Source organism: Nitrobacter sp. Nb-311A, assembly GCF_000152905.1.
GTDB lineage: Bacteria > Pseudomonadota > Alphaproteobacteria > Rhizobiales > Xanthobacteraceae > Nitrobacter.
In genome coordinates this window covers 39,589-64,474 of the sequence record NZ_AAMY01000002.1, presented here as the reverse complement: position 1 = coordinate 64,474, position 24,886 = coordinate 39,589, and the positions used below count along the sequence as shown (strand labels likewise).

Here is a 24,886-nt window from a genome sequence, read left to right as displayed (position 1 = left end):
CGCTTTTGCGGACGTCTTTGAAGGTAAGTGAGGTAGTGAACATGAGAAAGCTTGCTCTTGGAATCGCCGCGGCAGCAATGCTCCTCATCGGGACGGTTGCACCGGCATCGGCTCATTGGCGTCATCACTACTGGGGTGGTCCTGGAATCGCTCCAGGAGTTGCTTTTGGGTTGGTTGCGGGGACACTGGCCGCCGCAGCGGCACCCCCAGTCTACTATAGGCCACCGGTCTATGGCCCGCCTCCCTATTATTATGGTCCGCCGTATCGGGTGGTCCGCACCTATCCGCCGGTTTACCCGTACTGGTACGGCTGGTGATGAGAAGAAAGGCTCGGCTTCCGCCGGGCCTTCCTTGTCGGGAGTATCCAACGTGGTCCGTTCTTGTTCAGTCAGGCCCTCCGATGAGCTTAGCCAGGCCGGACCTTCCTCCGGGCCGACCCGCGCCGCCAAGTCTGTCGTTAGCGTAAGAAGATCGGAGAGACCTTCACCGGGCCAACGACTACTCCGCCGCTGAGCATCACGTCGGCAAAACCGCGTAGCGCGTCTTCCTTGTAGAGCCGGCAGCACAGAATGAGGACGTTTTAATGCAAACACGGCATCAGCAGGTGCGACCTTCTGACCTTCTACAAGGCAGGGAGATGGGGGTTACCGTCCGGAAGCCGAAGGAATCAAACTTCGAAACCGATCACATATTTCTCTTTCGGCGACAAGGAGACGCGACATGGCGATGACAGCCGACCAGGTTACTTTCGACACGCCTGCGCCGGAGTTCCGGCTTCCGGCAACCGACGGAAAGACTTACTCACTGGACGACCTTGCGGGCGGAAAGGGCACGGTCGTCGTCTTCATCTGCAACCATTGCCCCTATGTCAAAGCGGTGATCGATCGCATGGTTGCGGACGCGCGGGTGCTGCTGTCGGAGGGCATTGGCTTTGTGGCGATTTGCTCGAACGATGGCGCGAACTATCCCGAAGATTCATTTGAGAACATGAAGCATTTCGCCAAGGCTCACAGTTTCCCGTTTCCTTATCTGCACGACGAGACCCAAGCAGTCGCGCGGGCGTATGGGGCGGTGTGTACGCCGGACTTCTTCGGTTACAGCGCCGACCGCAAGCTCAAGTACCGCGGCCGGCTCGACGAAGGCCGCAAGGATCCGCCCCGTGCGGAGGCGCCCCGAGAGTTGGTTGAGGCCATGCGCGCGATTGCGAGAACCGGTATGGCGCCGGCTGATCAAAACCCATCTCTTGGCTGCTCGATCAAATGGAAAGATGGATAAAGCCGAGTTCCTCTCATAGAGCCGCACAGCTACGCGTTTCGAAGTCAGGCGAACATTGACATACACAAATCTGCCCAGCCGGCGGATGCGAAAATCACCTCGGAACGGAAAAATCGAGTTCAAGAGATCGTCGCAAAATTTTTACCGCGCCGGATCAAGACTGCTGAGTTCCGGCCAAGTCTTTGGCCCAACGATTGTTTCATGAGCGCCAGGAGTGCACGGCAGCCCTACATCCAGAATCCGGGGCTTGCAGTCGAAATTGTGATTCCAAGATAATCCAGCGCGCAGATTTAGAAACAACTGCAACTCACTTCCCGGGTGACCGCCTGCGTCTCGATTTGCTCCCAACCTAACATAATCGCCATCTACACCGACCGGCTAACGACGTGATGATTACGATACGTCCATCCGCAGCATTGCGGCCTATTCTTCTCACCTTGATCATTATCGGAACGTTGCTGCCGTGGTGTCCAGCCGCGGCTCAAATCCCCGATCTGGGTAGTGGGCGGGTCCCGACACTTGCTCCGCTGGTACGCGAAGTCACGCCGGCGGTTGTGAATATCTCCGTTCGTGGCCGCGTGAAGGAGGACAATCCCCTTTATCGCGATCCTTTCTTTCGCGAATTTTTTGACTTGCCGCGACAACTGGAGAGAGAGGTCCAGGCCACGGGATCGGGCGTCATTGTCGATGCGCAACGCGGATATATCCTCACCGCCAACCATGTCGTGGCGCAAATATCGACGGCTCAAATCACGACAAAAGACGGCAGAAGATTCTCGGCCAGGCTGATCGGGCGCGATCCAGGAACCGATATCGCGGTGCTCCAGATCAAGCGCGGAAACAATCTCAAGGCTATCCGGTTGGGCGACAGCGACAAACTGGAGGTCGGCGACTTCGTGATAGCCGTCGGCAACCCCTTCGGCCTGGGTCAGACGGTGACCTCCGGCCTTGTCAGCGCGCTGGGTCGCACCGGCCTTGGCAAGCATGGCTACGAGGACTTCATTCAAACTGACGCGCCAATCAATCCAGGCAACTCTGGCGGAGCATTGATCAATTTGAAGGGCGAACTCGTCGGAATCAACACCGCGATCATTTCACCGGGCGGCGGCAATATCGGAATCGGCTTTGCTGTACCGATCAATATGGCACGGCAGGTCATGGAGCAGATCGTCGAATACGGCGTCGTGCGGCGCGGCCGTATCGGCGTATCGGTACAGGATCTGAGCACGGGCAGTTCGGAACCACAAGCTACCGGAAGGAGCCAGGGCGCTCTGATCGCCGGTGTCCTCCGAGGATCTTCGGCCGAGGCGGCCGGCATTCGCAGAGGCGATATCATCATCGCTGCGGATGGCGTTCCCATTCGTAGCGCGGCGCAACTTCGCAATAAGATCGGACTGGCCCGTATTGGCGATCGCGTGCAGCTGACATTCGACCGCAGGGGCGCTTTACACACAGTCGTCGTCGAGATCTCCGCTGCAAGGAGTGCGCCGGCGGCGTCTTCGCTGAGAAGATGATAATCGTCTGTTAGGGGATGAGACCCATTTGACGTTCAAGTTCGAACTCCATGCAATCCCTCAGACGGCTTCAGGTTGACATGGCTATGAGGAGGATGGTCCCGGCAATGCCCTGCACAGTACGCGTAGCGGGTAATTTTCTCAGAGGATCACAACATGCAGGACTCACTGGCGAGCGAGCGGCCATCGCGCGGCGCGCGAGCGCGCAATGGATTCAGACGTCTATTCGGACCCGGGCCTCTCAGGAGGAGCAACCCTTGCAGATATCAGGAATCAGCTCGTCAGCACGGAAATCCGAAGTTATGCTGAATGCCCGCTGCCTGGTCACTTTCTGGTTTGCCGTCGACTGGTCTGGAGATACCACCCGAACCTTTGCGGCAGGATCGGCTTGATGCCGCGTTGAATGCGGCCTCTCCATGGCAGCGACTTGGCTTGTGCCGAAGAGGATCGCGAACATAGTGAGAATTGCGAGAATACGGCGCGTGGTTCGCTCTCGCTCTTTGGGTTTTCCTGTCCCGAGCCGAGAACCTGATGGGCTCCATTTGAATACATCGGACATCCAGCGTCCCAGCCGGCTGAGTGTCCGCTTAATGATCGCACCTTGGTGAGGTACAGAAAGAACCTGCAAGGCTTTCATAGCCACATCCTCCTGGAAGCAACATGGTTATGCCAGGACACCGAAATCGTTGCGGATTGGCGCACCATCTGCCCGGCGGTGTCCGTCGCGTGACGCTAATCGACAGATCCGGCTGAATTTCAACAGCTGGCGGCAAATGAGAAGTCGGCATCCGCAGCACCTCCCAAGGTCTGTGCCTGCGCCAATTTGCGGATCGCAGACTGTTCCTCAACCAATCGCCGGACAACGAACTGACGTTCCAGATCCGTGAGATCGGTCTTAAGGATCCGCTTGTAGCGGCGGATGTTGTCCCGGTGCGCCCGCATCGACGCAGCTCTCAAGTCTGCCTCTCGCCGCAGACGCGCCAGGCGATATGCCGCTGAAGCGACGTCTGCATGACCATCGGTGTCCATGTTTCCGGCGGAGATTCGCTTTGCCGTTCCACCGCGGGGTGGCGGATCATCGTCGTCCAGGCCACGCAGAGCGCTGAGAATTTCGCTCAACCGGAGCGGCGTCGTATGCCCCGGAATCATTCTCAGCATGGGTGAGGATTCGACCGCATACATATCGGATGCCCAAGCCGACAGGATGGCCCGCTTTTCGTCCGAAGAGAGCTTTGGGTCTTTGAGAACCGTTTGGACGGAGCGGTGATGCGCATCCGGACGAAACTGCACCGATACAACATTATCATGAACGATACGATTCATCTGGTTCCCCTCCTTCTTCTTTCATTGGGGATCAACCGACAGGCATCAGGCGGCGATTGGTTGCCGCCCAAGCCCGGCATGCAGGTGCGGTTAAGCGGCGCGCTTCTTTTCGACCTGCGGATCAGGAGCAACGCTGATGGGAATGCGCCGAGGCTTCATCGCCTCGGGAATTTCCCTCACGAGCTTGATCTGCAGCAGACCATTCTCGAATGTCGCCCCTTCGACTTTGACGTAGTCGGCGAGATTGAAGGTCCGCTTGAACTGGCGCGCCGAAATACCTTGGTAAAGGTAATCCTTGTTGGCGGCTTCCGTCTTGCGTCCTTCAATGGAAAGCACGTTCTGTTCGGCCGTCACCGCAATTTCATCCGGCGAGAAACCGGCCAGCGCCAGCGATATCTGGTAGCGGTCTTCAGACTGCCGTTCGATGTTGTACGGCGGATAATGATCCTCGCCCTCGGTGCGTTGCGCCGCATCAAAGAGGTCGAGAAGATGGTCGTATCCGATGGTGGATCGCCACAAAGGTGCAAAATTATAAGCTCTCATAGCCAAATCCTCCTTGGAGCAAGATGGATACGAGCGGACGCCGGACACCGGCCCGGCGCCCGTCTCAATCCTCGAGCCCTTCCGGCGCTCGAGACCGCTTCTCCAGCGGCGAAAATCGACTTAGAAAAACCGCTGTAGATTTCAAGAGGACACCGTAAAAAATTTTTAGCGCCTCAATAGCACCCGGGTTCCCTTGAGTAAGGTTCGTACGGCATGGCGCGAATGTCGGCGCCGCTATGAGGCTCGCTCCTCCTCGTCGTCTTGTGGGGTGAGAAGTTCGACCAGTTCGGCGGTCCGGCCGCTGGGCAGCGCCCGGCCTTCGTTGATCAGCGCTTCATCGTTGTTTAGCCAGGCCCAGGCCTGGGTCAGTTCCTCGATGGTCGCCTCGGTCGCGATGATTTCGGTCACCAAAATCTCGTCGGCGGGACCGATAACGGAAAGAACGTCGTCGCGCGTGAGAGCCATTCTTGTACCTCCATTCCTTCACCGACCGCTGATCACGAACGAGACCAATTCATAAACGTTCCAAGGGACCGGGCGCTGCTCGATTATCGCGATTTCGCCCCCTCTTGACGGATGTCGAGCCGCACCCAAATCAAAATCGCCATCTGCTGAAGAAGGGATGGCTTTCCAAAGGGCGTCAGCTCTTTGGCGTCCTTGTATCCATGTTGCTTCACAAGAGGATATGGCTATGAGAAACACCTTCGACTTTGCTCCCCTGTTCCGATCGACCATCGGTTTCGATCGCATGCTGGATACGCTGGAGTCCGCAAGTCGCGTGACATCGATTGACGCGTGGCCACCTTACGACATCGTCAGGACGAGTGAGGACGACTACCGCATCAGCATGGCGGTGGCTGGCTTGGCCGAGAGTGACCTGACGATCACGCAAGAGCAGAACATGCTCCTGGTCGCGGGCCAGAAGTCAGGCCAGGATCAAGCGAACGGACAGTATCTGCATCGCGGAATTGCCGCACGAGCCTTCCAGCGCCGTTTCGAGCTTGCTGATCACGTGAAGGTCGTAGGCGCGAGCCTCGTCAATGGGCTGCTCACCATCGAGCTGAAGCGTGAGCTTCCCGAGGAGATGAAGCCGCGCCGCATCGCCATCGCCGCGGGCGAGGCGCTGACAAAGGCCGGGACCAAGCAGATCGAGGCCGAGAAGCAGGCCGCCTAGGGTCTCCCCATGGGCGGAGTTTCCGCAAGGCGTCGGACCGTGTGCCCGACGGAAGGGAGAGCTTCGCAAAACCGACAGCAACAGAAAGGAGCTAATCATGAGTGTCCGTGATCTGATTCCGTGGGGCCGCTCCAATGATCACATTCCTACGGTATTTCGCGACGACGATCGCAACCCGTTCCTCTCGCTGCATCGAGAGATGAACCGGCTGTTCGACGATGTCTTCCGTGGCTTCGATAGTCGCCTGCCGGCATTCGGCTCGCCTTCGTCGTTCAGCGCGGCCTGGCCGAATGTCGAGATCTCCGAGACCGACCAGGAAATCAAGGTAACGGCCGAGATCCCCGGCCTCGAAGAAAAAGACATCGAGGTTCTGCTCAACGATGGGGTGCTGACGCTGAAGGGCGAGAAGCGTTCTGAGGTCGAGGACAAAGAGAAGCAGTTCTCCGAGCGCTTCTATGGCCGCTTCGAGCGGCGCATCCCGCTCGGGCTTGAGGTTGAGGAAGACAAGATCGAGGCGCGCTTCAAGAACGGCGTGCTGAACGTCGTACTTCCCAAAAGCCCGAAGGCTCAGTCACAGGTGAAGCGCATCGCGATCAAAAGCTGACGCCTCGCGTCGGATCGGCGGCAGCCCGCATCAGGCGCCGCCGACCGCACCCTTCGCCAACGAGGGGTATGAACGATGCAGGACATGTCAGGCCGTATGGAATAGAGGGGCGATTAACGTAACCGGGGCATGGCCCCTCCAACGACAATCGCTGCGTACCCGCTTGCGAGCCATCTCGTTCCGCAACGACGTCCGGCAAGCCACACGACGCGAATAAAACGGGTCGACGCATCTGGGTGGGACGGTGATGGACACGATCATCCTTTTAATTGGCGCCTCTCTCCTAATGTCGCTCATCGTCATGATCGACATCTGGTTGAATGGTGTCGATCCATGAAGTAGTCGGGCAACTCCCCTTCAGGACCGCCTTTCGGCGGATCTTGCGCGTGTCGAACATGAGGGCGAGCCGCTCCATGTTTCCGCTCTGGTGTTCATGTCCAAACGCACCGCGTGCATCACGTCAACATCGCCGCAATTTCAAAACGATGGAATAGCGAGCAGGCTCCGACTAGAGGCCGCCGCCCGGAAGGAAGCCATATTCAGAAAGGCGCCGTTGCGCATCCGGGGATAGTAAATAAAGCGCGAAGCGATATGCGGCGTCCTTGCGTTTGGCATCGCCGCTCGTCACCGGTATCGTCAGCCCGTAGTTGATAGGCATGGCGAGTGGTTGAGGCACTTCGACCCGTGTGACCGGAACATCCGACGGCTTTTCCGTTCCAACGCTGATCTTTGTATGTGAGCTGCAATAGCCAATAAAGACGTCCGCCACGTGCTGTGTGAAATAATAATGAATCGCTGTCTCGCCCGCAGGCAATTTAGGACTGTTTGGTCCGCCAACGAGCTGCCGCGCATTCTTGATGAGCGTCTCTTTCGCGCCGGTGCGAACGGTCTCCGCTCGATCGAAAAATGCCCAAGCGTAATCACCCCCCGGATCTGCGCCGGGCGTCGACGTGCCGATCTTTATGGATGGATCGAGTAATTTATCGAGCAGAGTCTCCTGCGTGAGGCCAAGCTCCGAGCGGCCGGTCACGCATAGTCGATTTCTGGCGAAGATGACGGGGCGGGTGCCGGAGCCTTCCCGGAAAAGCCGCTGCGGATGCTCTATGTTCGCCGAAACATACACATCCGCGCCACCTTCCTTTCGGATTCTGTTCAGAAGCAGACCTGCAGGGCCGAATGTGAGTTCGAATCTCTGACCTGTCGCCTTGGTATAATCTTCTGCGATCGCAGCGAGGACTCCGCGTGTACTTCCAGCTGCAAACACCCGTAAGGGGGGCGTTGGTTCCTGCGCGTTCGCCTGGTCCGTACCCATTGACGCTAGGGTGAAAACGCTCGCACATGCGGCGACGATAAATCGGGTCCTCATAGTTTAACCTGTACCGAAGCACGGACGGTCCGCGGCGCACCCAGCATGCCGGTTGCTGAACCGGTCGCGTTATATCCATTCTGAGCGGCGGGCGTGATGTTGGCCCAATAGTGCAGATCCGTGACGTTGAGAACGTCAAACCTGAATGTGACCGGCTTGCCGGCAATGAGCTGCGCGTAACGCATGCCGAGATTAAGCACAGTGTAGTCCGGGACAAAGGATGTGTTCGCGTAGTCGGTGGGACGGTTCGTCCCATAGTTGAGGTTTGCGGTGAATGTCAGTCCTTGAACAGCGGGAACATGATATTCGACCAGACAATTCATGACGAATTGCGACAGACCCAAAATGCGTCGGCCTTCGGTTTGGGACGAGCCTGTATTGTAAAGCCGCGGGTCAATGAACGTCATTCCGCCGAACACCGTCCACTCATCATTGATGGCTCCAGATGCCATCAGTTCGACGCCACGATTGATCTGCGTGCCCTTCACCGAGAAAACGTTATCTGGTCCAGTATAAGCGTAAGGCCGTTCGATCCTGTAAAGCGCCGCATTCAGGCTGATACGCCCGAAATCGAATTTGGCGCCGAGCTCATACTGATTGCTTCGAAAGGGGGCGAGAGCTTCGCCCTGATTGACTGTTCCGGCCGGCGCGCTGTCGCCTTGCTGCAAGCTGTTCGCGTAGGTGACATAGGTGGTTACGTTCTCACGCGGTTTGAACATAATGCTGCCGAGCGGACTCCATCCGCTGGCATTATATCCCCCTGTGAAGTTGCCAACGCTATTGTAGTTGGAGGTATCGATCCAGCTATTGCTCACTGCACCCAATACCGACCATTGCTCGTTGAGCGCCACGGTATCGCCCACCGTAACCGATTGCTGAAAAGTATATACCGATCGGTAGCGGTCCTTGAAGTCCGGAAAGTTCGGCTCGCTGAAGACCACGGGATTGCCGAGGCTGGCGCTTCCGACCGTGATCGCTCCTCTATTGAATGGCGTGTAGCGATTCCAAAGGAAGCCATTTGTGGCGAGAAATAGATCGTGCTTGATCGAACCTGTTTCGAAGCGGCCGTTCAAGGCGGCCTGATTGCTATCGACAGTGTCGAGACTAAAGGTCGTCGTCGCTGCGGTCGTTATGTAATTTCCCGCGTTGCTCCTGATCGTATTCGTCGGAACGGTGGAGGCGCGGTCGCTCGTGTTGCGTGAGACGCCGACAGTGAAGCTCCAGTTCTCGTTGATGTCGTGCTTGATGCGGCCACTCAGAAACGTTGTCACATTGTCGTCGCCTCCCCACGGTTGGCCGTAACCAACGCGAGTGGGATCGACGGCGGCGGGAAAGACGACGTTGTTTGCAACCGCAAAAGTTCCTGGAAGCCCCTTTGTCAAATAATGATAAATGCTCGCATTTGTCTCAAGAACCGTATCGGGGCCCAAGCGAATATCACCGCCGAAGCTGGCGAGCTGGCGTCGCAGTCGTCCATTGTCGACGTAGCTTGTGCCATCCTGATCAAGAAGGTTCAGTCGATAGCCAAGGCGATGCTCCGGGTCTGCGTATCCGCCAAGGTCCATGTGCGCAAGCCACTGGGTTTGGGAAAGATAGCCTCCTGTGAAACGCTGCAATGGTTCGGCGGTCGGGCGCTTCATGATGTAGTTGAAGGTTCCGCCCGGTTGAGCTGGGCCGAACAGCGCGCCAGCGAGCCCGTTCAACACGTCAATGCGTTGAAATTGTTCGATCGGATAGTCAGTCGTTGCAGCAATATTCAATCCATCGATGCGGGTGTTTTGGACGACGCTCGCCTGAAGGCCGCGCGTCTGCGGGCGAATGTTTTCACCCTGAACGGAAGGGATGAAGCGGAACGCTTCACGCACGCTTTGGATCTGCCGATTCTCGGCGAAGCCTTCTGATACGGTGTTGACCGAGAACGGAGTATCGATCAGCGGCCGCTTGCCCAGGGGGCCGAGTTCGACGCGATTGACCTTGTAATCGCGGGTAACGTCGGCATTTGCATCGCTATCCGGGTGACCCTGCACATCGATCGTCGGGAGTTGAATGTCTTGAGCCGATGCGTTTCCACACAGACCCATCAGGATCGATAATGAAAGCATTCTGCGAAAGCGGTCACGCTTATGACGACGGTCGGACGGCATCTGCTCTTCCTAGGCTGTAAGTATGGATATATATGTATACATATAACGATGGCGTTGTATAGGATGCAAAGCAGCGCAGCCTGGAGCTTTGTGATGAAAATCGGCCGATATTGTTGATTGCTCGATGCGGCGTTGCAGATCGCGCGCGACGCGAGCGCCTGATGAAGGCTGCATCGCTTCATCTGATGAAGCTGTGATCAGCATTGTTCGGTTTCATGCCTGCGTTTCGGGGGGCGCGGCTTGATCCTGTCGTCGCGCTCGCCGTTCTGGCGATTGCTGCGCCGGCGGCTGCGCAGCAGCATGGGAGCCATCCGGCTGCGGCATCACCGGCGCAGCCATCATCGTCGGTGCCGGCGTCTTCACAAGCAACGTCATCGCAGGCATCGACGCCGGCGCAGCCGTCCGCAAAGCCATCGTCCGCATCGCCGCCAACCTCGGTTGCGCCGGCGGTTCCGTCAGCGTCCGGCCCGGCTTCGGCGACATCGCCGCCTGCGGCTGAAGCTGCGTCCGGGGAAGCTTCGCCGTCGTCGCCGCCCTCATCGGATGCGGCTGCCGCCACGTCTTCGGATGCGGCCGCGCCTCTGGATCAGTCCGCTCCGGCGGCCGCGCCGTCGCCTGCGCCGAATGCTTCATCTTCCACGCTTCCGCAAGACCTGTCGCCGTGGGGGATGTTCATGCAGGCCGACATCATCGTGAAGGCGGTGATGATCGGTCTGGCGTTTGCATCCTTGGTGACGTGGACGATCTGGCTGGCGCGGGGCGTGGAGCTTGCGGCGTCGCGGCGGCGGGCGCAGAGCTGCCTGCGCAAGCTGGAGCGCGCCGGCACTCTGGCGGCGGCGCGCGCCGAGATCGCCGAGGGCTGGACCGGCAAGGGCCCGGTGTCGGATCTGATGGAGGCGGCGGAGAACGAATGCAGGCGTTCGAACGATCTGTCCTCCGAGGGCATCAAGGAGCGGCTGGCGATCGCGCTGTCGCGGATCGAGGCCAAGGCGGGGCGCGACATCGCCCGCGGCACCGGACTTCTGGCGACCATCGGGGCGACCGCGCCGTTCGTCGGGCTGTTCGGCACGGTGTGGGGCATCATGAACGCCTTCATCGGCATCTCCCATTCCAAGACCACCAATCTTGCGGTGGTGGCGCCGGGCATCGCCGAGGCGTTGCTTGCGACCGCGCTCGGGCTGGTCGCCGCGATCCCGGCGGTGATTATCTACAACGTGTTCGCGCGGGCGCTTTCCAGCTACCGGGCGCTGCTGTCGGACGCCTCCGGCGAGATCATTCAGCACATCTCGCGCGACCTCGAGCGCCAGGAGCGGGGGCTTGGCCCGTCCGTGGTGCCGCTGTCGCGCGGCCGCTCCGCCGCGGAGTGATGCGCCATGGGGGTATCGCTGAAGAACCCGCAGGACGGCGGCATCGACGAGCTGAGCGAAATCAACGTCACGCCGTTCATCGACGTGATGCTGGTGCTGCTGATCATCTTCATGGTGGCGGCGCCGTTGTCGACGGTGGACGTCGCGGTCGACCTGCCGGTGTCGAACGCGCAGCCGCAGCCGCGTCCCGACAAGCCGGTGTTTTTGACGGTGAAGCAGGACCTGGGGCTGGCGCTCGGCAATGAGGAGGTGCCGCGCAACGCGCTTCAGGCGACGCTGGACCAGCAGACCGGCAATGACCGCGAGCAGCGGGTGTTCCTGCGCGCCGACGGGACGGTGGCCTACAGCGAGCTGATGAAGGTGATGAACCTGTTGCGCGAGGCCGGCTATCTCAAGATCGCGCTGGTCGGGCTTGAGGACACCGGACAGGCGCAGGCGGGTGGCGTGGCCGCCGGTAGCAGCGTGCCGGCGGCGGCGTCGCAGCCATGAGGATCGACTGGCGCGATCCGGACGGGCGGCCCGAGGGCGCGGTGACGAGGGCCGCGGCGCTGCGCTGGACCGCGGCCGGGCTTGCGGTGGTCGCGCTGCATGCCGGCGGCATCTGGCTGGCGCTGCACTGGCCGGCGCAGGCGGAGGCGCCGGGCGATCCGCCGGCCGCGATCATGATGGAGCTGGCGCCGCTGGCGGTGGCGCCCGAGGCGCCGCAGCAGGACATCGCGCCGGGGCCGCAGATGGTGGAGGCCGAGGAGCAGCCTGACGAACCGGACAAGCCGGTCGAGGAAAAGCCCGATCCGACGCCGCCGGAGGTGAAGGAGGCCGAGGTCAAGCTGCCGGAAACCCCGAAGGTGGAGAAGGCGGAGGTGGTGCTGCCGGCCAAGGTCGAGCCCAAGCCGAAACCGAAGCCGAAGAAGAAAAAGCAGAAGAAGGCGCCGCGCACCACCGCGCCGCAGAGTTCGCAGGCGCAGCGCGCCGATCGTGCGGCCGCGCCGGCCGCGGGCATGGCGTCGTCGATGTCGCCGGCCTCGTGGAAGGGCGCCTTGATGGCGCATCTCAACCGCCACAAGCGCTTCCCCTCCGGCGCCGGCGCCGGCGTCGCCACCGTCGCGTTCACCATCGACCGCTCCGGCCGGGTGCTGTCGGCGCGCCTGGTGCGCTCCGCCGGAGATGGTATGCTCGATGCCGAGGCGGTGTCGCTGCCGCGCCGCGCCAGCCCCGTCCCGGCTCCACCCCCCAACATCGGCGGCGGCTCCATCACCCTCGCCGTCCCAATCAGGTTCAACAGATAATGTCAGAAAGTCTTATGCGAACGATCTTTCAGGATAAACCTGTCGAGTATCGGCATCGCGGACACGATGTCGGTGTTGAATAAACGCATCCAGTTGACGATCGGATCCAATGGATTTATCGCTCTCAGTCAGCCACGGACTTACATGTTGTCGACAACGTTCAACTTCTGAGGCCGATTCGATTGTCATTTGATCCGAAAGGGGGCCGCTCCCCTTGGAAAGAGAAGAAAAAGAGGTGATGATCGCGTAAACCGATATCAATTCTGCCACATCTACGGCATTTGCCTGACAATCGTGATCTCGGTTCTTGGACCGTCTGCTTGGAAAGCTTCGCCGAAAGGTTCAGCCAACCTCACCGGGGCAGCGATGACTGTGGAGGCTTTAAGTATGACGAGCCCTGAAGGTCGCTCTTCACAGCTGAGATCTGCAGGACCGAGTGCGGTTCCCGGTTCCTCTGGAAAGGTCGGCAAGATGCGCCTCGCCAACTGGTTTGCTGCGGCTGCTGCCGCAGTCTTCAGTCTCGCGGTGATCGAACAGCCGGCCAAAGCGGCGTCAGGCTCGTGCGAGCAGACGACCGGATTCTCGATTTTGCCGTCGCCGTCTGCGCCTTGGAAGGGGACGCCGCTGCGCGTCATGATCGTCACCGAAAAGCCGCTCCGGGGTGTGATCTCGCTGGTCGCGCCCGATGGAAGCGTTGCGGCCAAATCGTCTGACCGGCGCGGCGGTGCGCCGTACTCCTGGTTCGCCGAGGTCGCCCGGCCTGCCGCGGGTACGTGGCGCGCCATCCTGACGCTCGACCACGCAACGGCGGGCTGCAGCACGATTACACGCGATATCACCGTGAGCGCGCGCAAGCCGCCCCCCGTGCCGGTTCCATCCGGCGCGTTCTGGAAGGTTCACGACAACTGGGGTCACGCGACGGAATCCTTGTTTTCGGCGTGGATCGAGAGACTTTTCGACGCGCCCCCGGATCAGGATCTGTCTTGGAAGGTTTGGCATGACGTCCTGCACGACCGGTCGCGCAATTTCCTGTTCAACCATCTGGGACGCGGTGAAGATAATAAGCGGGCAGGCCTTCGCCCCGACTGCGCTGATTTCGTGTACTTCCTGCGCGCCTATTTTGCCTACAAGATGGGGCTACCGTTCGGCTACTCCAATTGCTCCCGCGGTTTCCGAGGCAAGGCGCCCAAGTGCTACCAGTGGTTCGATATGGAGCATCCCGAGGTCACGCGCCCGCCGCTCCCTCCCAAACAGGAAACTGCGGCGGCCACGGTCGCCAACACCATGCAGCCCGGGCAAACACCTGCGGGTCTGAACCTGTTTGCCCAATCGCAGTCGGTCCAGCAGCCGGTCGAGACGCCTGCGGTTCCGCCAAAGGCACGGCCAAAGCGGCCGACGACGTTCAGCGAATATCTGCGGACCGTCGGCGACGTCGTGCATACTGGCGGCGTGCGCGTCGCCGCGAGCGACGACAACACCGACTTCTATACCGTGTCGCTGACCCAAGAAGCACTTCGCCCGGGCACGGTGTACGCCGATCCCTACGGCCACGTGTTGATGCTCGTGCATCGCGTGCCGGAAATGAACGGCAGGCCGGGCGTCTTCCTCGCCGTCGATGCTGAGCCGGACGGCTCGATCACACGAAAGCGTTTCTGGCGCGGCAATTTCCTGTTCGTGCACGATCCTGCGCTGGGCAGCCCGGGCTTCAAGCACTTCCGGCCCATCGTGCGCAACAAAGGCGGCGCGTTGCGGCGGCTGACCAATGCCGAAATTGCCAACAACCCCCAGTACGCCGATTTTTCGCTCGATCAATCAAAGATGAGCGCCGATGACTTTTACGATCGCATGGATGACGTGATGTCGCCGGAGCCGCTCGATCCCGTAAAATCGATGAAAGACGCCATCGAAAGCCTGAATGAACAGGTCAAGACGCGTGTTACCGCGGTCGAAAACGGACGACAATATCATGAGAGGCACGCAGGAGAGGTGGCTATGCCCAACGGCTCCTCAATCTTCGCCACAACCGGAGCCTGGGAGGATTACTCCACCCCGGCGCGAGATCTTCGTTTGTTGATAGCGATCGATGTCGTGCGCGGATTTCCCGAGCGGGTCATTCGGCGCGCGCCGCGCTACGCGATACCGAATAATAAGAGCATCGAGGACGTTAAAAGTGAACTGCAAGGGGTGCTGGCGTCCGAGCTCGCTTCGCGAAAAATATCCTACACGCGCAGCGACGGCTCGCAGTGGACGCTTTCGCTCAAGGAGGTCGTCGACCGTGCAACCCACTTCGAGATGGCCTATAATCCGAACGACTGCGTCGAGGTGAGGTGGGGCGCGCCCGAAGGCAGCGAGGAGTCGTCCACGTGCAAGCGGCATGCGCCGCAGGCGCAACGCGAGAAGATGTCATCGAAGTATCGCACCTGGTTTCATGAGCGGCACTGGCCGACGAACACCTGAGCCGCGATGGATTTGGCGCGGCTACTATGTCGTCGAATGGCCGAAGCGGACATCTGGGTCAACGCGGGACTTCTCGAGCGAGCCTCTCGGCATCTACCGGAGCATCTGCGAAGTCACCGACCGGATCGTCGCCAGCCTCCCTCCGGTGCTGAAGTAATGCCCGAGAAGCCTCGCTCGATGTCCGGGAAAGGTCTGATTGTCTACGGATGTCCCGGCCTGTAGAGGCGGATCTTGACTTAATCTTTTCTAAATATCGCCAATTCCCGACGGCCTGGGGTCCATCGCGGCGAGACAGCCTCCCCATGGTGACATCGAGATCATTTTTGTTGACAATGACACCGGACGTCCAGCGTCAGGCGTTCTGTTACAACGGCCGCTCGGCGGTCGGATGACGGTGGGAGCAGGGGCGGGACAAGGAACGACTTTTCGCATTATCATGCCGTGATCCGGCGTCGGCGCGGGCAAGGGTGAACAGACAGCGGGACAGTACAATGGCCTACCAGGATGATCTCCTCGACCTGATCGACGATTCTGGAGCTGATCGCCCTGAAGCGTCGACCGTGCGCAAATGGAAGGTTGCTGTGATCGACGACGATCGAGCCGTACATGAAGGTACGCGCTTTGCGCTGAGCGATTACAGCCTCAACGGACAGACGCTGGAGATTCTATCGGCCTATTCGGCTGCCGAGGGGCGCGAACTGATGCGCGCGCACCCCGACATCGCCGCGGTGCTCCTCGATGTGATCATGGAGACCGACGAAGCCGGCCTCGATCTCGTCGAATTCATCCGTAACGACCTGCGGAACGAAACCGTGCGCATCATTCTGCGCACCGGACAGCCGGGACAGGCGCCGGAGCGCCGCGTTATCGTCGACTACGACATCAACGATTACAAGGCGAAAACGGAACTCACCGCCGACAAACTGTTCACCTCGCTGACTGCGGCGCTACGCAGCAATCAGCAACTTGAGCGGATGGTGCAAACCCGTCGCGGTCTTGAGATCATCATCGACGCGGCCTCCACGCTCTACGATTTCAAGTCAATGCAGCGTCTCGCCGAGGGCGTCCTGACACAGCTTGCGTCGCTTTTGAACGTCGACTGTGCCGGCATTCTGGTGCTGCGCGACGGCGGCGCCGTTGATAATGACTTTTCAGTGCTCGCGGGTTCCGGCTGCTATAGCCGTTTCAGCGGAGTCGAGGGACAGGCATCGCTTGATTCCGATCTCAAACAGACGGTCGAAGACGCCTTCAGGCGGCGCAAGCACGAATTCGTCGATCACCGCTCGGTTCTCTATATCCGCACCGGCAGCGGCCGCGAGGTTGTGATATTGCTGCAGGCCGAATGCGAACTGTCCGATACCGACCGGTCGTTGGTTGAAATCTTCGGCAGCCGGCTGTCGATCGCATTCGACAACGTGATCCTCTATCAGCAACTGCAGGACGCCAACACGCAGCTCGAAGACCGGGTCGCGCAGCGCACACGCGCGTTGATGCAAGCCAACCGCAGGCTTTCCGCGCAATGGTTGCGGTTGCAGCGGGCTAACGGGTTCAAGAATGAAATTCTCGGTACCGTTGCGCACGACCTGAAGAATCCTCTCGGCGTCATCTTGGGGCGGACCGAAATGCTTGCCGAGCTCATCGGCGCCGGCTCGTCCGGGGACACCGTCACCTTGCAGATCGACCATATTCGCGACGCCACCAAGCGTCTGATTGCGATGGTCGATCACCTGATTTCAGACGCCATGGCCGACGCCTTCGATATTACTATAAAGCACGAGCCGGTCGACGTCGCGGCGCTGGTCGCCGAGGTGTCCGAGGCCAATCAGTTATCAGCGGCCAACAAGCAGCAAACCATCGTTGTGTCGGCGCCCACCGGACAAGTCACGATGTGCGACCAGGACCGGATGCGCGAAGCCATCGACAATCTTGTCAGCAACGCCATCAAGTACAGCCCGGTGGGAGGCAGGATCACGCTGCTGGTCGATCATGACGCGAACCACACTATCATCCGCGTCACGGATGAGGGCGCTGGTCTGTCGCCGGAGGATCTCGGGCGGCTGTTCGTCCGCTTCCAGCGATTGTCCGCAAAACCCACCGCCGGTGAAAGCTCCACAGGTCTTGGCCTGTCGATCGTGAAACGGATCGTCGAAATGCATGATGGTCAGATCAAAGCCGATAGCAGTGGCCCCGGACAGGGATCAACCTTCACCATCATCCTGCCGACGACGAGCTGACATGAATCGGAATCCGCACATCATTGTGGTTGACGACGAGGCGCCTGCCCGCGAGATGGTGGGTGACTACCTCAAGATGCATGGCTTCGCCATTACGCTATGCGACGGCGGCCGAAGCTTGCGCGAGGCGATCGGCAGGACAACGCCGGATCTCGTGGTGCTCGATCTGAACATGCCGGAAGAGGACGGCCTTTCGATCATTCGCGATCTCAAGAGCCGCACCAACGTCCCGGTGATCATGCTGACGGCGACGGCCAGCCCGATCGATCGCGTGGTCGGCCTTGAACTTGGCGCCGACGACTACGTGGCGAAACCGTGCGAGCTGCGCGAGCTGATGGCCCGTATCCGCTCGGTGCTGCGGCGGAGTGCGCCGAAAACGGACGGCGCGCCCGATGTCGCCGCCGCCACGCCGGCAGGTCAGCAACTCGTCCGTTTCGGCACGAAATGGCTCGATCTGGACGCTCAGGCCCTGCGTGATAACGAAGGCAATGAACACCCGCTCACAGCGTCGGAGTTTGGTCTGTTGAAGGTCTTCGCCGCCAATCCGAAACGGGTTCTGTCGCGCGAGCGGCTGCTGGAACTGGCTAATGCGCGCGATAGCGAAGCCTTCGATCGGGCGATCGATCTGCGAATTATGCGAATCCGGCGCAAGATCGAGCCCGACCCCGCAAAGCCGGCGGTGATCCGGACCATCCGGGGCGGCGGTTATCTGTTCTCACCTCCAGGCGATAAGGCCTGAGTCGTCGCCAGCCGCAGTGAGGGGCGGCCGCGATTCTGCGCAAACCGGATCTCATCCTCGGGCCAGGCCCTTGTTTTGACCGGGATGGACAAACAGGATGAAGCGGTGTCGGGGATAGGCTTGTAGCCGGGTTTTCCGCTGCGCTCGATCCAGTCGAGGCTTGGTGCCAAGCTCGCCTTGCAGGGTGATGCTGTCGTTGCCCTGCTTTTTGCCGGGGGTAATGATAATGCGGTCAATGACTTCGCGGATGGCGTCAGCCGCTTCAAGAGCATCGTCGGGATGGTCAAGCGCGGCGGTCAGGCGCTCGATCCTGCGCCGGTAGGTTTCGGCGATGCTGGGGTGAATGTCGGGACGTCCTGCGGGGTTTCCGACAGTCGCGCGATGAGCGCATCCTCTCTGGCCTCAGTTCGGTGAGGCGGTCGGACAGGGCGTGTGCCAGCCGCCTTGCTCGATGACGCGCACCATCTCGGCAATGGCTCTGGCGGTATCGGCAAGCTCGCGTCGGGTGGTTTCGACGGTGGCGCGGCGCTCGCGGTTGAGGCGGTTGGTTTCCTCGGCATAGGCCCGCGTGGCGGCTTCCGGCCCCATCCTCCGTTCCCTCGGATGCAATGGGCCTGTTGTCGTTTGCGGCGGTCAGCCGCTCGAAATCCCCGCGCGCCATGCGGCGGCCGATGATGCGGGCCAGCGTCAGGGCCACATGGTCGATCCTGCGCCACGTCTCGGCGCTTGACTCGCCCTGCGGGCCGGTGTTGTCGTTGGCCGGTCTGAACTGCTCCGGCCCCGGTTCGGTGTCGTCTTCTATGCAACCGCCTGTGAATTGTTGGACTCAAACAGGCATGAAGCAGGTTCCAGCGAAGAACCGGAAAGGAAAAACAAGGCCGGGCGGCTATAGCGTAGCGTCGGCGGAAAATAGGACGGGTTTGTCCTATGCACCGTTTCCTCCCAGCAGAGATTCCAGCAACGTATGGCGTGGAAAGGCGAAGGGATTCACGACCGTTACGCCGCCCCATGTAAAGCCGTCCTGTAGGTCTTCGGACAGGAGCAGCCGGCAACCGGCCTGCGCGGCAACGGAGAGGATAATCGCATCCCATATGCTTAAATGGTGATCGGTGGCGAGGTCGGCTGCCGTCAGCATCACCTCGGGCGCGGTTTCGACAACCGGGAAGGTATCGCGCCAGCCCAGAAGAGCCTCGCGGGCTTCGGCCCGCGATCTTCCGGCCTTGCGCGTGAGAACATTGAACAGTTCGCCAAGCACCTGAACGGGGACGATGGCCGCTTCTTGCGGCAGGTTACGCACCAGTTCGAGAACGATGTCGCGCTTCTCGACGCCGTTGACGCCCTCCGCATAGGCAAGGATGTTGGTATCAAGCGCGACCTTCACTGCTCGTCCTCATAAAGCTCGTCGCGTGTCCAACGCCCGGCATTGACGATGGGCTGACGCTCAAGGCGCGACAGCAACGCGGCGCGCGCGCCGGACACCACGCTTTCGTGCTTGTCGGCGGGAACGATGCGCGCAACGGGCCGTCCATGGCTCGTCACGACGTAACTATGCCCCTCGCGCACGCTGCGTAGGATGAGGGAGAATTTGCGGTTGGCATCCGCTGCGGAAACGGCTTCTTCCATGGCAACACCCATTTAGTAGTTATATTGCCTACAATAAGAGGAGGAGAGAAATTCCGCAAGCGTAGATGTTGCAAATTCGTGGCTTTCGGCGGGTCATTGGCTCGATCTGCGCTTCATCTTGTCCGCAAGGTCGAGCAAGTCTCGAATCGCCTGGCTGCGATTGTAAGGCGACCACACGGCATGGAACCCGGCCTGTTCCAACTCGTCGGCAATAGAGCGGAAGACAAGGCCGGAAACAGGAACGGATGCCGTCGCCTCCGTGGTGATCGTCACGCCCCAGCCTTGAGCGACCATGTGAAACAGCGTCTCGCGGCCCACTTCCGCAGAATCCGGGGGTGGTGGCCCAACTCGGCAAGCCGTCGCGTCACATGGTCGTGCGCCTGCGGGCCGGTTCCGCCATACCGCACAAGGAAGGTTTCGGCCGTGAGGTCCGCCCATGTTAGCGTTGGACGATCCGCAAGGGGATGGTTGGCCGGGATGACGGCCATCAACGCTTCCGACCATAGCAAGCGGGAATGGCAGTCCTCGGCCTTCGGCGCACCGAGGACGAAGGTGATATCGAGTTGACCTTGCTACACCAATTGCAAGATGTCAGCGGATCGGCCCTCCGTCACTTCGATACCGATGCACGGATGCCGTGCGTGGTGGCGGGTGAGCATGTCAGCGAGGAAACCGGCCAAGGGCGGCATATGCAGCCCGATCCGCAGGCATCCTTCCTCGCCGCGCGCCAATGCGCCTGCTGTCTTAACCGCATGGTCAAGCTGATCTTTGCCAGTCGATATGCTAGCAACGATTGTGATGGCGTTCTAAACCTCTACGGTCCGCAAATGTCTATCTCGGTCAAAACCTGCCCCAGGACATGCCATAGACCCTGACCGCGTCTAAACGCACAGCGCCTTTTTCCGGCCCGGTGAACGAAGCCAATAAAAATCAGTTTATTCAACGGCTTGAGCGTATTTTTGTCCCGAGGCCGGGTGCCGGTCGTTGTGAAATACGCACCAAGTTCGTCCGCTGATCGTTTCATCGCCGGCGGGGGACGAAACAATTGCCTCTTCCGCGAAACCATTTTCCGCTTTGGGCGCAGGCTTTCTGAAACGCGAGACGGCTAACAATCTACCCAACAATAAGGGGAGCTGTCATGCAAAACGTCATCGCGATCAACGCAGCCGCCTGCCAGGGGATTATTGCCGCCCAGGCAACCACAGACCAGATGCTTCTGGAGCGGATTGCCCACGGCGACCGCGCGGCGATGCATACCCTGTATTTGCGGCATAACGTCCGGGTCTACCGTTTCGTGCTGCGCAGTCTGCGCGACGCGACAGCGGCGGAAGATATTGTCAGCCAGGTATTCCTGGACGTCTGGCGTACTGCCGACCAGTTCGAAGGCCGTTCGCGGGTATCAACGTGGCTGCTTTCGATTGCCCGGTTCAAGACGCTGACAGCGATGCGCCAGCGCCGCCATGAGGATATCGACCAGGAGAGCGTCCGGGAAATCGCCGATGGCGCCGATACGCCCGAGACGTCGCTCGATCGCAGCAACGTCAGCGAAATTCTGCGTACCTGCATCGCCCAGCTGTCTCCAGCTCATCGCGAGATCATTCATCTCGTCTACTATCACGAGAAAACGGTCGAAGAAGCCGGTGAGATCATCGGGATTCCGCCAAGCACCGTGAAGACCCGTATGTTCTATGCCCGCAAGCAACTCGCAGCGCTTTTGAAAGTGGCGGGCCTCGCAACGCTGGCGGCCTGACCAGACACCTCTCGGCCGAGAGCTTGCTTTGCAGCGGTTCGGGCGCGTGGCTTCCAAGTTGTTTTGCGTTCGGGCGACGCCTCCGCTCGAGCGCTATTGCGTGTTTGAGGCTTCGCACGACGCGGCTTGTCCGCGCCGCGAGAGTTTATTTCAACTGCATTGAATCAGACTCGTCGCTTATCTTTTTGTTTGAGCATGATCTGTTCCGAAAGCCGGTTTCCACTTTGCGCTGGCGCGGCCCTTCGGGTCGGGATCATGCTCTAACCTTCTTCGGTCATCAATGCGGCATTGCCGCCGGCGGCAGCCGTATTCACCGTTACGGTCTGTTCGGTGGCAAACCGGGTGAGATAGTGGGGGCCGCCGGCTTTGGGTCCGGTTCCCGACAGGCCATGGCCACCGAACGGCTGCACCCCGACCACAGCGCCGATCATGTTGCGGTTGACGTAGATGTTGCCGACCTGAAGGCGATCGACGACGGTCTCGACCGTATCGTCAATGCGCGAATGGATGCCGAGCGTCAGGCCATAGCCGGTATCGGCGATGGAGGCCAAAACCTGGTCGAGATCGGAGGCGCTATAGCGTACGACATGAAGGATCGGTCCGAACACTTCTTCGGTCAGTTGCCGCGCGTCGTCCAGTTCGAAAACATGCGGCGCGACGAAATTGCCCGATGACGGTGCAAGCCCCGCGAAATGGACGCGCGCCTCGCGCATCATGCGCGCGATATGCGCATCGAGCCGTTTCTTCGCCTCGCGGTCGATCACCCAGCCGACATGCGTGGCGGGATCGGACGGGTCACCGATCTTCAGCTCGCCCGCAGCGCCGACGATCATCTCGATCATGCGGTCGGCCACGTCCTCCTGCACGAACAGAAGCCGCAGCGCGGAGCAACGCTGTCCGGCAGAGCGAAACGCCGAGGTCACGACATCGTCGGCGACCTGCTCGGGCAGCGCGGTGGCGTCGGCGATCATGGCATTGATGCCGCCGGTCTCGGCGATCAGCGGCACGATGGGACCGTCCTTGGCGGCGAGGGCGCGATTGATGGACCGCGCCACCTCCGTCGAGCCGGTGAAGACCACGCCCGCGATGTCGCGATGCGCGACGAGCGCTGCCCCGACGTGTCCATCGCCCTGGATCAGGTGGAGCGCCGTTTCCGGGACGCCGGTCTCGTGCAGCAGCCTTACGGCCTCGGCCGCGATCTGCGGCGTCTGCTCGGCTGGCTTCGCGATCACGGCATTTCCGGCCATCAGCGCCGCCGTCACCTGGCCCACGAAGATCGCCAGCGGAAAGTTCCATGGCGAGATCGCGGCAAAGACGCCGCGGCCGCGCAGTCGCAGCGCATTGCGTTCGCCCGTCGGTCCGGGCATCGGCTGCGCGTCGCCGAACAGCTTGCGCCCTTCCGCGGCGTAATAGCGGCAGAAGTCGGCGGCTTCGCGGACCTCCGACACCGAATCGTCCAGCGTCTTGCCGCCTTCCCGTTGCAAGAGCGCGATAAAACGAGCCGATTGCTGCTCCAGCAAGTCGGCGGCGCGCTCCAGGGCGGCTGCCCGCGTGGCCGCCGCCGGTGCGCGGCTCCATGATGAAAACCCGTTGCGCGCGGCGGCAACGGCACGGTTCACGTCGTCCGGCCCGCTATGGTTTACGGGGACGGCTGAGACGTGTTGAGCCGCGACATCAGCGACCAGCCGGTTGACGGCGGCGCGCTCGCCGAATTCGATTCCGCGCGAGTTGATACGCTCCGGCCGGAAAAGATCGCGTGGTAATGGAATCCTGGCGTGCCCGGCGTTGTCGGCGTTCCCGATGATATCGGCAGGTCTGCGCAGCAGCGACTCCAGCGGGACATTGGGATCGGAGGCTGTCGCAACGAAGGAGGAGTTGGCTCCGTTCTCGATCAGGCGGCGCACCAGATAGGCGAGCAGGTCGCGGTGACTGCCGACCGGCGCATAGATGCGGCAGGCGATCGCTGGGTGCTCCTTGCAAAGCGTGGTGTAGAGGGCTTCGCCCATGCCATGCAGGCGTTGGAATTCAAAGCCGGTCTCTCCGCCCGTCAGTTCGAGCAGCGTTGCGACGGTGAGGGCGTTGTGGGTCGCGAATTGCGGAAACAGGCGCGGGCGCAGCGCAAGCAGCTTTTTCGCGCAGGCGAGGTAGTTCAGGTCCGTCATCGCCTTGCGGGTGAATACGGGATAGCCGTTGATTCCGCGCTCCTGCGCGCGCTTGATCTCGGTGTCCCAGTATGCGCCTTTCACCAAACGAACTGTCATCCGCCGGTTCAGGGCTCGTGCGAGGTCGTCGATGTAATCGATCACCGCGCCGGCCCGCTTCTGATAGGCCTGGACGGCAAGGCCGAAGCCGCTCCAGCCGCCGAGCGAGCGGTCGGCGGCAACGGCGGCAATGACATCGAGCGAAAGCTCCAGCCGGTCGGCTTCCTCCGCATCGATCGTGAAGGCGAGGTCGAACGCCTTGGCGCGCCTGGCCAGATCGATGGCGCGTGGCACCAATTCCGTCATTACCCGGGCTCGGCTCACCGCCTCGAAGCGCGGATGCAAAGCCGACAGCTTGACTGAAATGCCGGGACGATTGGGCAGCGGATTGTCGGCTGCGCTGCGGCCGATCGCCTTGATGGCGGCGGCGTAGGAATTGAAATAGCGGTCCGCATCTGAGGCGGTGCGCGCGCCCTCGCCGAGCATGTCGAAAGAGTAGCGGGCGCATCCCGCGGAATGGGCGTGCGCCCGCTCGAGCGCGGCCTCGATGGTCTCGCCCAGGACGAAGTGACTGCCCATCAGCCGCATGGCCTGCCGGGTCGCCGCGCGAATCGCGGGAACGCCGAGCCGCTTGGCGAGCCGCCCGATGGTTCCTTGCGGCGTCTCGCCCGGCTGGATGACCCGCGTCGACAATCCGAGCGCCCAGGCGGACGCGTTGACGAGAAAAGCGCTGGATCTGGTCTCGTGATGGATGAAGTCGCCCTGCCCGAGCCTGTCCTCGATGAATCTGTCCGCGGTCTCGGCATCGGGCACCCGCAGCAGCGCCTCGGCCAGCACCATCAGCGCGAGGCCCTCCTTGGTCGACAATGCGAACTCACGCAGCATGTCTTCGACCCCGCCTAGCGGGTCGTCGTTTTGCCTGATCGAATCGATCAGGCGTCGCGCCGTCCGATCGATCCGCGTTTCCCGTTCAGGCGTCAGCCGGGCCTCGGCCAGCAGTTGCTCCGCGATGGGCCGGTCATCGGGAGCGTAGGGAACCGAGAACGGCGGTGGAAGCTTGGGCGGCATCGGTGATTCCGGATCACGATGATTCTGGATGGAATCGGTACAAAATCATGAACGTGATCGATTCCCCAATTTTGGAGCGGGAGCGGGTAGGAAAATCGCTGGGCACTTTCCTCATCTCGGTAACGTTCCGCACACTAACCTTCCGGTTCTGGTAGCAGTACGTGAGCGGCCCCACGTCATCGATACATAGGATCGCTATCGCGCCTGCGCGACCCTCT

27 protein-coding genes are annotated in these 24,886 nt (G+C 60.8%); 14 read left to right on the top strand and 13 right to left on the bottom strand.

Annotated elements, in window-relative coordinates; translation table 11 throughout:
• Positions 1-41: 41 nt before the first annotated feature.
• The 3 genes from NB311A_RS19850 to NB311A_RS00315 all read left to right on the top strand — a co-directional run bounded on the left by NB311A_RS19850 (position 42) and on the right by NB311A_RS00315 (position 2,789).
• Positions 42-317 (top strand): hypothetical protein, encoded by a 276-nt coding sequence (locus NB311A_RS19850; RefSeq protein WP_083780342.1) that lies wholly within the window; start codon positions 42-44, stop codon positions 315-317.
• 403 nt (positions 318-720) lie between these two features.
• Positions 721-1,275 carry a thioredoxin family protein gene (locus tag NB311A_RS00320; RefSeq protein WP_009796391.1) on the top strand — a complete coding sequence of 185 codons (555 nt, stop codon included), beginning with the start codon at positions 721-723 and terminating at the stop codon, positions 1,273-1,275.
• A gap of 389 nt (positions 1,276-1,664) precedes the next feature.
• Positions 1,665-2,789 carry a trypsin-like peptidase domain-containing protein gene (locus NB311A_RS00315; RefSeq protein ID WP_009796390.1) on the top strand — a complete coding sequence of 375 codons (1,125 nt, stop codon included), beginning with the start codon at positions 1,665-1,667 and terminating at the stop codon, positions 2,787-2,789.
• A 241-nt stretch (positions 2,790-3,030) separates the two neighbouring features.
• On the opposite strand, the gene NB311A_RS21485 is transcribed toward NB311A_RS00315, so the two are convergent.
• The 4 genes from NB311A_RS21485 to NB311A_RS00300 all read right to left on the bottom strand — a co-directional run bounded on the left by NB311A_RS21485 (position 3,031) and on the right by NB311A_RS00300 (position 5,120).
• On the bottom strand, positions 3,031-3,426 hold the full coding sequence (locus NB311A_RS21485) for a hypothetical protein (protein ID WP_131522859.1): 396 nt from the start codon (positions 3,424-3,426) through the stop codon (positions 3,031-3,033).
• A gap of 119 nt (positions 3,427-3,545) precedes the next feature.
• On the bottom strand, positions 3,546-4,112 hold the full coding sequence (locus NB311A_RS00310) for a hypothetical protein (protein WP_009796389.1): 567 nt from the start codon (positions 4,110-4,112) through the stop codon (positions 3,546-3,548).
• Positions 4,113-4,202: 90 nt separating this feature from the next.
• A complete protein-coding gene (locus tag NB311A_RS00305) occupies positions 4,203-4,655 on the bottom strand; it encodes an Hsp20 family protein (protein WP_040673654.1) in 453 nt (150 codons plus the stop codon).
• Positions 4,656-4,889: 234 nt separating this feature from the next.
• On the bottom strand, positions 4,890-5,120 hold the full coding sequence (locus NB311A_RS00300; protein WP_009796387.1) for a hypothetical protein: 231 nt from the start codon (positions 5,118-5,120) through the stop codon (positions 4,890-4,892).
• A 226-nt stretch (positions 5,121-5,346) separates the two neighbouring features.
• Here NB311A_RS00300 and NB311A_RS00295 point away from each other — a divergent pair, with 226 nt between their 5' ends.
• Together NB311A_RS00295 and NB311A_RS00290 are read left to right on the top strand one after the other, a co-directional pair.
• Positions 5,347-5,829, top strand: coding sequence for an Hsp20 family protein (locus NB311A_RS00295; RefSeq protein WP_009796385.1), 483 nt, complete (start codon positions 5,347-5,349; stop codon positions 5,827-5,829).
• Positions 5,830-5,926: 97 nt separating this feature from the next.
• Positions 5,927-6,433, top strand: a complete 507-nt coding sequence (locus NB311A_RS00290) for an Hsp20/alpha crystallin family protein (protein ID WP_009796384.1) — start codon at positions 5,927-5,929, stop codon at positions 6,431-6,433.
• Positions 6,434-6,941: 508 nt separating this feature from the next.
• Here NB311A_RS00290 and NB311A_RS00285 read toward each other — a convergent pair.
• The 3 genes from NB311A_RS00285 to NB311A_RS23000 all read right to left on the bottom strand — a co-directional run bounded on the left by NB311A_RS00285 (position 6,942) and on the right by NB311A_RS23000 (position 10,576).
• The gene (locus NB311A_RS00285) at positions 6,942-7,697 is read right to left on the bottom strand and encodes a substrate-binding domain-containing protein (protein WP_245256888.1); all 756 of its coding nucleotides are present in this window, start codon (positions 7,695-7,697) and stop codon (positions 6,942-6,944) included.
• Between the two features lie 98 nt (positions 7,698-7,795).
• A complete protein-coding gene (locus NB311A_RS00280; protein ID WP_116394689.1) occupies positions 7,796-9,943 on the bottom strand; it encodes a TonB-dependent siderophore receptor in 2,148 nt (715 codons plus the stop codon).
• 213 nt (positions 9,944-10,156) lie between these two features.
• Positions 10,157-10,576 carry a hypothetical protein gene (locus NB311A_RS23000; RefSeq protein WP_009796380.1) on the bottom strand — a complete coding sequence of 140 codons (420 nt, stop codon included), beginning with the start codon at positions 10,574-10,576 and terminating at the stop codon, positions 10,157-10,159.
• Between the two features lie 35 nt (positions 10,577-10,611).
• Here NB311A_RS23000 and exbB point away from each other — a divergent pair, with 35 nt between their 5' ends.
• The 7 genes from exbB (at position 10,612) to NB311A_RS00245 (ending at position 18,440) form a co-directional block, all read left to right on the top strand.
• Positions 10,612-11,310: a tonB-system energizer ExbB gene (exbB, locus tag NB311A_RS22995; RefSeq protein WP_009796379.1), complete on the top strand. Its 699-nt coding sequence runs from the start codon at positions 10,612-10,614 to the stop codon at positions 11,308-11,310.
• Between the two features lie 6 nt (positions 11,311-11,316).
• On the top strand, positions 11,317-11,799 hold the full coding sequence (gene exbD, locus NB311A_RS00270; RefSeq protein ID WP_009796378.1) for a TonB system transport protein ExbD: 483 nt from the start codon (positions 11,317-11,319) through the stop codon (positions 11,797-11,799).
• Positions 11,796-12,596: an energy transducer TonB gene (locus tag NB311A_RS00265; RefSeq protein WP_009796377.1), complete on the top strand. Its 801-nt coding sequence runs from the start codon at positions 11,796-11,798 to the stop codon at positions 12,594-12,596. Before exbD ends, NB311A_RS00265 begins: the two co-directional genes overlap by 4 nt.
• Positions 12,597-13,067: 471 nt before the next feature.
• Positions 13,068-15,053 carry a hypothetical protein gene (locus NB311A_RS00260; protein ID WP_009796375.1) on the top strand — a complete coding sequence of 662 codons (1,986 nt, stop codon included), beginning with the start codon at positions 13,068-13,070 and terminating at the stop codon, positions 15,051-15,053.
• 491 nt (positions 15,054-15,544) lie between these two features.
• Entirely contained in the window at positions 15,545-17,287 is a 1,743-nt protein-coding gene (locus NB311A_RS00255) for a DUF3369 domain-containing protein (protein WP_009796374.1), read from the top strand.
• 1 nt (position 17,288) lies between these two features.
• Positions 17,289-18,026: a response regulator gene (locus NB311A_RS00250; protein WP_009796373.1), complete on the top strand. Its 738-nt coding sequence runs from the start codon at positions 17,289-17,291 to the stop codon at positions 18,024-18,026.
• Between the two features lie 177 nt (positions 18,027-18,203).
• The gene (locus NB311A_RS00245) at positions 18,204-18,440 is read left to right on the top strand and encodes a hypothetical protein (RefSeq protein WP_009796372.1); all 237 of its coding nucleotides are present in this window, start codon (positions 18,204-18,206) and stop codon (positions 18,438-18,440) included.
• Here the strand turns inward: NB311A_RS00245 and NB311A_RS00240 are convergent.
• From NB311A_RS00240 to NB311A_RS22990, 5 genes are all read right to left on the bottom strand, one after another.
• A complete protein-coding gene (locus NB311A_RS00240; RefSeq protein WP_009796371.1) occupies positions 18,429-18,614 on the bottom strand; it encodes a hypothetical protein in 186 nt (61 codons plus the stop codon). The genes NB311A_RS00245 and NB311A_RS00240 overlap by 12 nt on opposite strands.
• Positions 18,615-18,951: 337 nt before the next feature.
• On the bottom strand, positions 18,952-19,407 hold the full coding sequence (locus NB311A_RS00235; protein WP_009796370.1) for a PIN domain-containing protein: 456 nt from the start codon (positions 19,405-19,407) through the stop codon (positions 18,952-18,954).
• Entirely contained in the window at positions 19,404-19,649 is a 246-nt protein-coding gene (locus NB311A_RS00230) for a type II toxin-antitoxin system Phd/YefM family antitoxin (RefSeq protein WP_009796369.1), read from the bottom strand. Before NB311A_RS00230 ends, NB311A_RS00235 begins: the two co-directional genes overlap by 4 nt.
• A gap of 93 nt (positions 19,650-19,742) precedes the next feature.
• On the bottom strand, positions 19,743-19,967 hold the full coding sequence (locus NB311A_RS22165; protein WP_009796368.1) for a transcriptional regulator, LysR family protein: 225 nt from the start codon (positions 19,965-19,967) through the stop codon (positions 19,743-19,745).
• A complete protein-coding gene (locus NB311A_RS22990) occupies positions 19,919-20,206 on the bottom strand; it encodes a LysR substrate-binding domain-containing protein (protein ID WP_207382328.1) in 288 nt (95 codons plus the stop codon). The genes NB311A_RS22165 and NB311A_RS22990 overlap by 49 nt, the downstream gene beginning before the upstream one ends.
• Between NB311A_RS22990 and NB311A_RS21660 the strand changes: the two genes are divergently transcribed.
• Together NB311A_RS21660 and NB311A_RS00220 are read left to right on the top strand one after the other, a co-directional pair.
• Complete coding sequence (locus tag NB311A_RS21660) at positions 20,165-20,524, top strand: hypothetical protein (protein ID WP_009796367.1); 360 nt, start codon at positions 20,165-20,167, stop codon at positions 20,522-20,524. The two genes, NB311A_RS22990 and NB311A_RS21660, sit on opposite strands and share 42 nt — an antisense overlap.
• Positions 20,525-20,787: 263 nt before the next feature.
• Positions 20,788-21,399 carry a sigma-70 family RNA polymerase sigma factor gene (locus tag NB311A_RS00220; RefSeq protein WP_009796366.1) on the top strand — a complete coding sequence of 204 codons (612 nt, stop codon included), beginning with the start codon at positions 20,788-20,790 and terminating at the stop codon, positions 21,397-21,399.
• 260 nt (positions 21,400-21,659) lie between these two features.
• On the opposite strand, the gene putA is transcribed toward NB311A_RS00220, so the two are convergent.
• The gene (gene putA / locus NB311A_RS00215) at positions 21,660-24,668 is read right to left on the bottom strand and encodes a bifunctional proline dehydrogenase/L-glutamate gamma-semialdehyde dehydrogenase PutA (RefSeq protein WP_009796365.1); all 3,009 of its coding nucleotides are present in this window, start codon (positions 24,666-24,668) and stop codon (positions 21,660-21,662) included.
• Positions 24,669-24,886: the final 218 nt, after the last annotated feature.

Coding starts and splice junctions, on each gene's coding strand:
- NB311A_RS00320 (WP_009796391.1), top strand. CDS start 721: ATGGCGATGACAGCCGACCAGGTTACTTTCGACACGCCTGCGCCGGAG.
- NB311A_RS00280 (WP_116394689.1), bottom strand. CDS start 9,943: ATGCCGTCCGACCGTCGTCATAAGCGTGACCGCTTTCGCAGAATGCTT.
- NB311A_RS21485 (WP_131522859.1), bottom strand. CDS start 3,426: ATGAAAGCCTTGCAGGTTCTTTCTGTACCTCACCAAGGTGCGATCATT.
- NB311A_RS00290 (WP_009796384.1), top strand. CDS start 5,927: ATGAGTGTCCGTGATCTGATTCCGTGGGGCCGCTCCAATGATCACATT.
- NB311A_RS00240 (WP_009796371.1), bottom strand. CDS start 18,614: ATGGGGCCGGAAGCCGCCACGCGGGCCTATGCCGAGGAAACCAACCGC.
- NB311A_RS00310 (WP_009796389.1), bottom strand. CDS start 4,112: ATGAATCGTATCGTTCATGATAATGTTGTATCGGTGCAGTTTCGTCCG.
- exbD (WP_009796378.1), top strand. CDS start 11,317: ATGGGGGTATCGCTGAAGAACCCGCAGGACGGCGGCATCGACGAGCTG.
- NB311A_RS23000 (WP_009796380.1), bottom strand. CDS start 10,576: ATGAAGCATTCGGCGCAGGCGACGGCGCGGCCGCCGGAGCGGACTGAT.
- NB311A_RS00230 (WP_009796369.1), bottom strand. CDS start 19,649: ATGGAAGAAGCCGTTTCCGCAGCGGATGCCAACCGCAAATTCTCCCTC.
- NB311A_RS00315 (WP_009796390.1), top strand. CDS start 1,665: ATGATTACGATACGTCCATCCGCAGCATTGCGGCCTATTCTTCTCACC.
- NB311A_RS00250 (WP_009796373.1), top strand. CDS start 17,289: ATGAATCGGAATCCGCACATCATTGTGGTTGACGACGAGGCGCCTGCC.
- NB311A_RS00300 (WP_009796387.1), bottom strand. CDS start 5,120: ATGGCTCTCACGCGCGACGACGTTCTTTCCGTTATCGGTCCCGCCGAC.
- putA (WP_009796365.1), bottom strand. CDS start 24,668: ATGCCGCCCAAGCTTCCACCGCCGTTCTCGGTTCCCTACGCTCCCGAT.
- NB311A_RS00260 (WP_009796375.1), top strand. CDS start 13,068: ATGCGCCTCGCCAACTGGTTTGCTGCGGCTGCTGCCGCAGTCTTCAGT.
- NB311A_RS00265 (WP_009796377.1), top strand. CDS start 11,796: ATGAGGATCGACTGGCGCGATCCGGACGGGCGGCCCGAGGGCGCGGTG.
- NB311A_RS21660 (WP_009796367.1), top strand. CDS start 20,165: ATGGCAGTCCTCGGCCTTCGGCGCACCGAGGACGAAGGTGATATCGAG.
- NB311A_RS00295 (WP_009796385.1), top strand. CDS start 5,347: ATGAGAAACACCTTCGACTTTGCTCCCCTGTTCCGATCGACCATCGGT.
- NB311A_RS19850 (WP_083780342.1), top strand. CDS start 42: ATGAGAAAGCTTGCTCTTGGAATCGCCGCGGCAGCAATGCTCCTCATC.
- NB311A_RS00255 (WP_009796374.1), top strand. CDS start 15,545: ATGGCCTACCAGGATGATCTCCTCGACCTGATCGACGATTCTGGAGCT.
- NB311A_RS00220 (WP_009796366.1), top strand. CDS start 20,788: ATGCAAAACGTCATCGCGATCAACGCAGCCGCCTGCCAGGGGATTATT.
- exbB (WP_009796379.1), top strand. CDS start 10,612: ATGTTCATGCAGGCCGACATCATCGTGAAGGCGGTGATGATCGGTCTG.
- NB311A_RS00305 (WP_040673654.1), bottom strand. CDS start 4,655: ATGAGAGCTTATAATTTTGCACCTTTGTGGCGATCCACCATCGGATAC.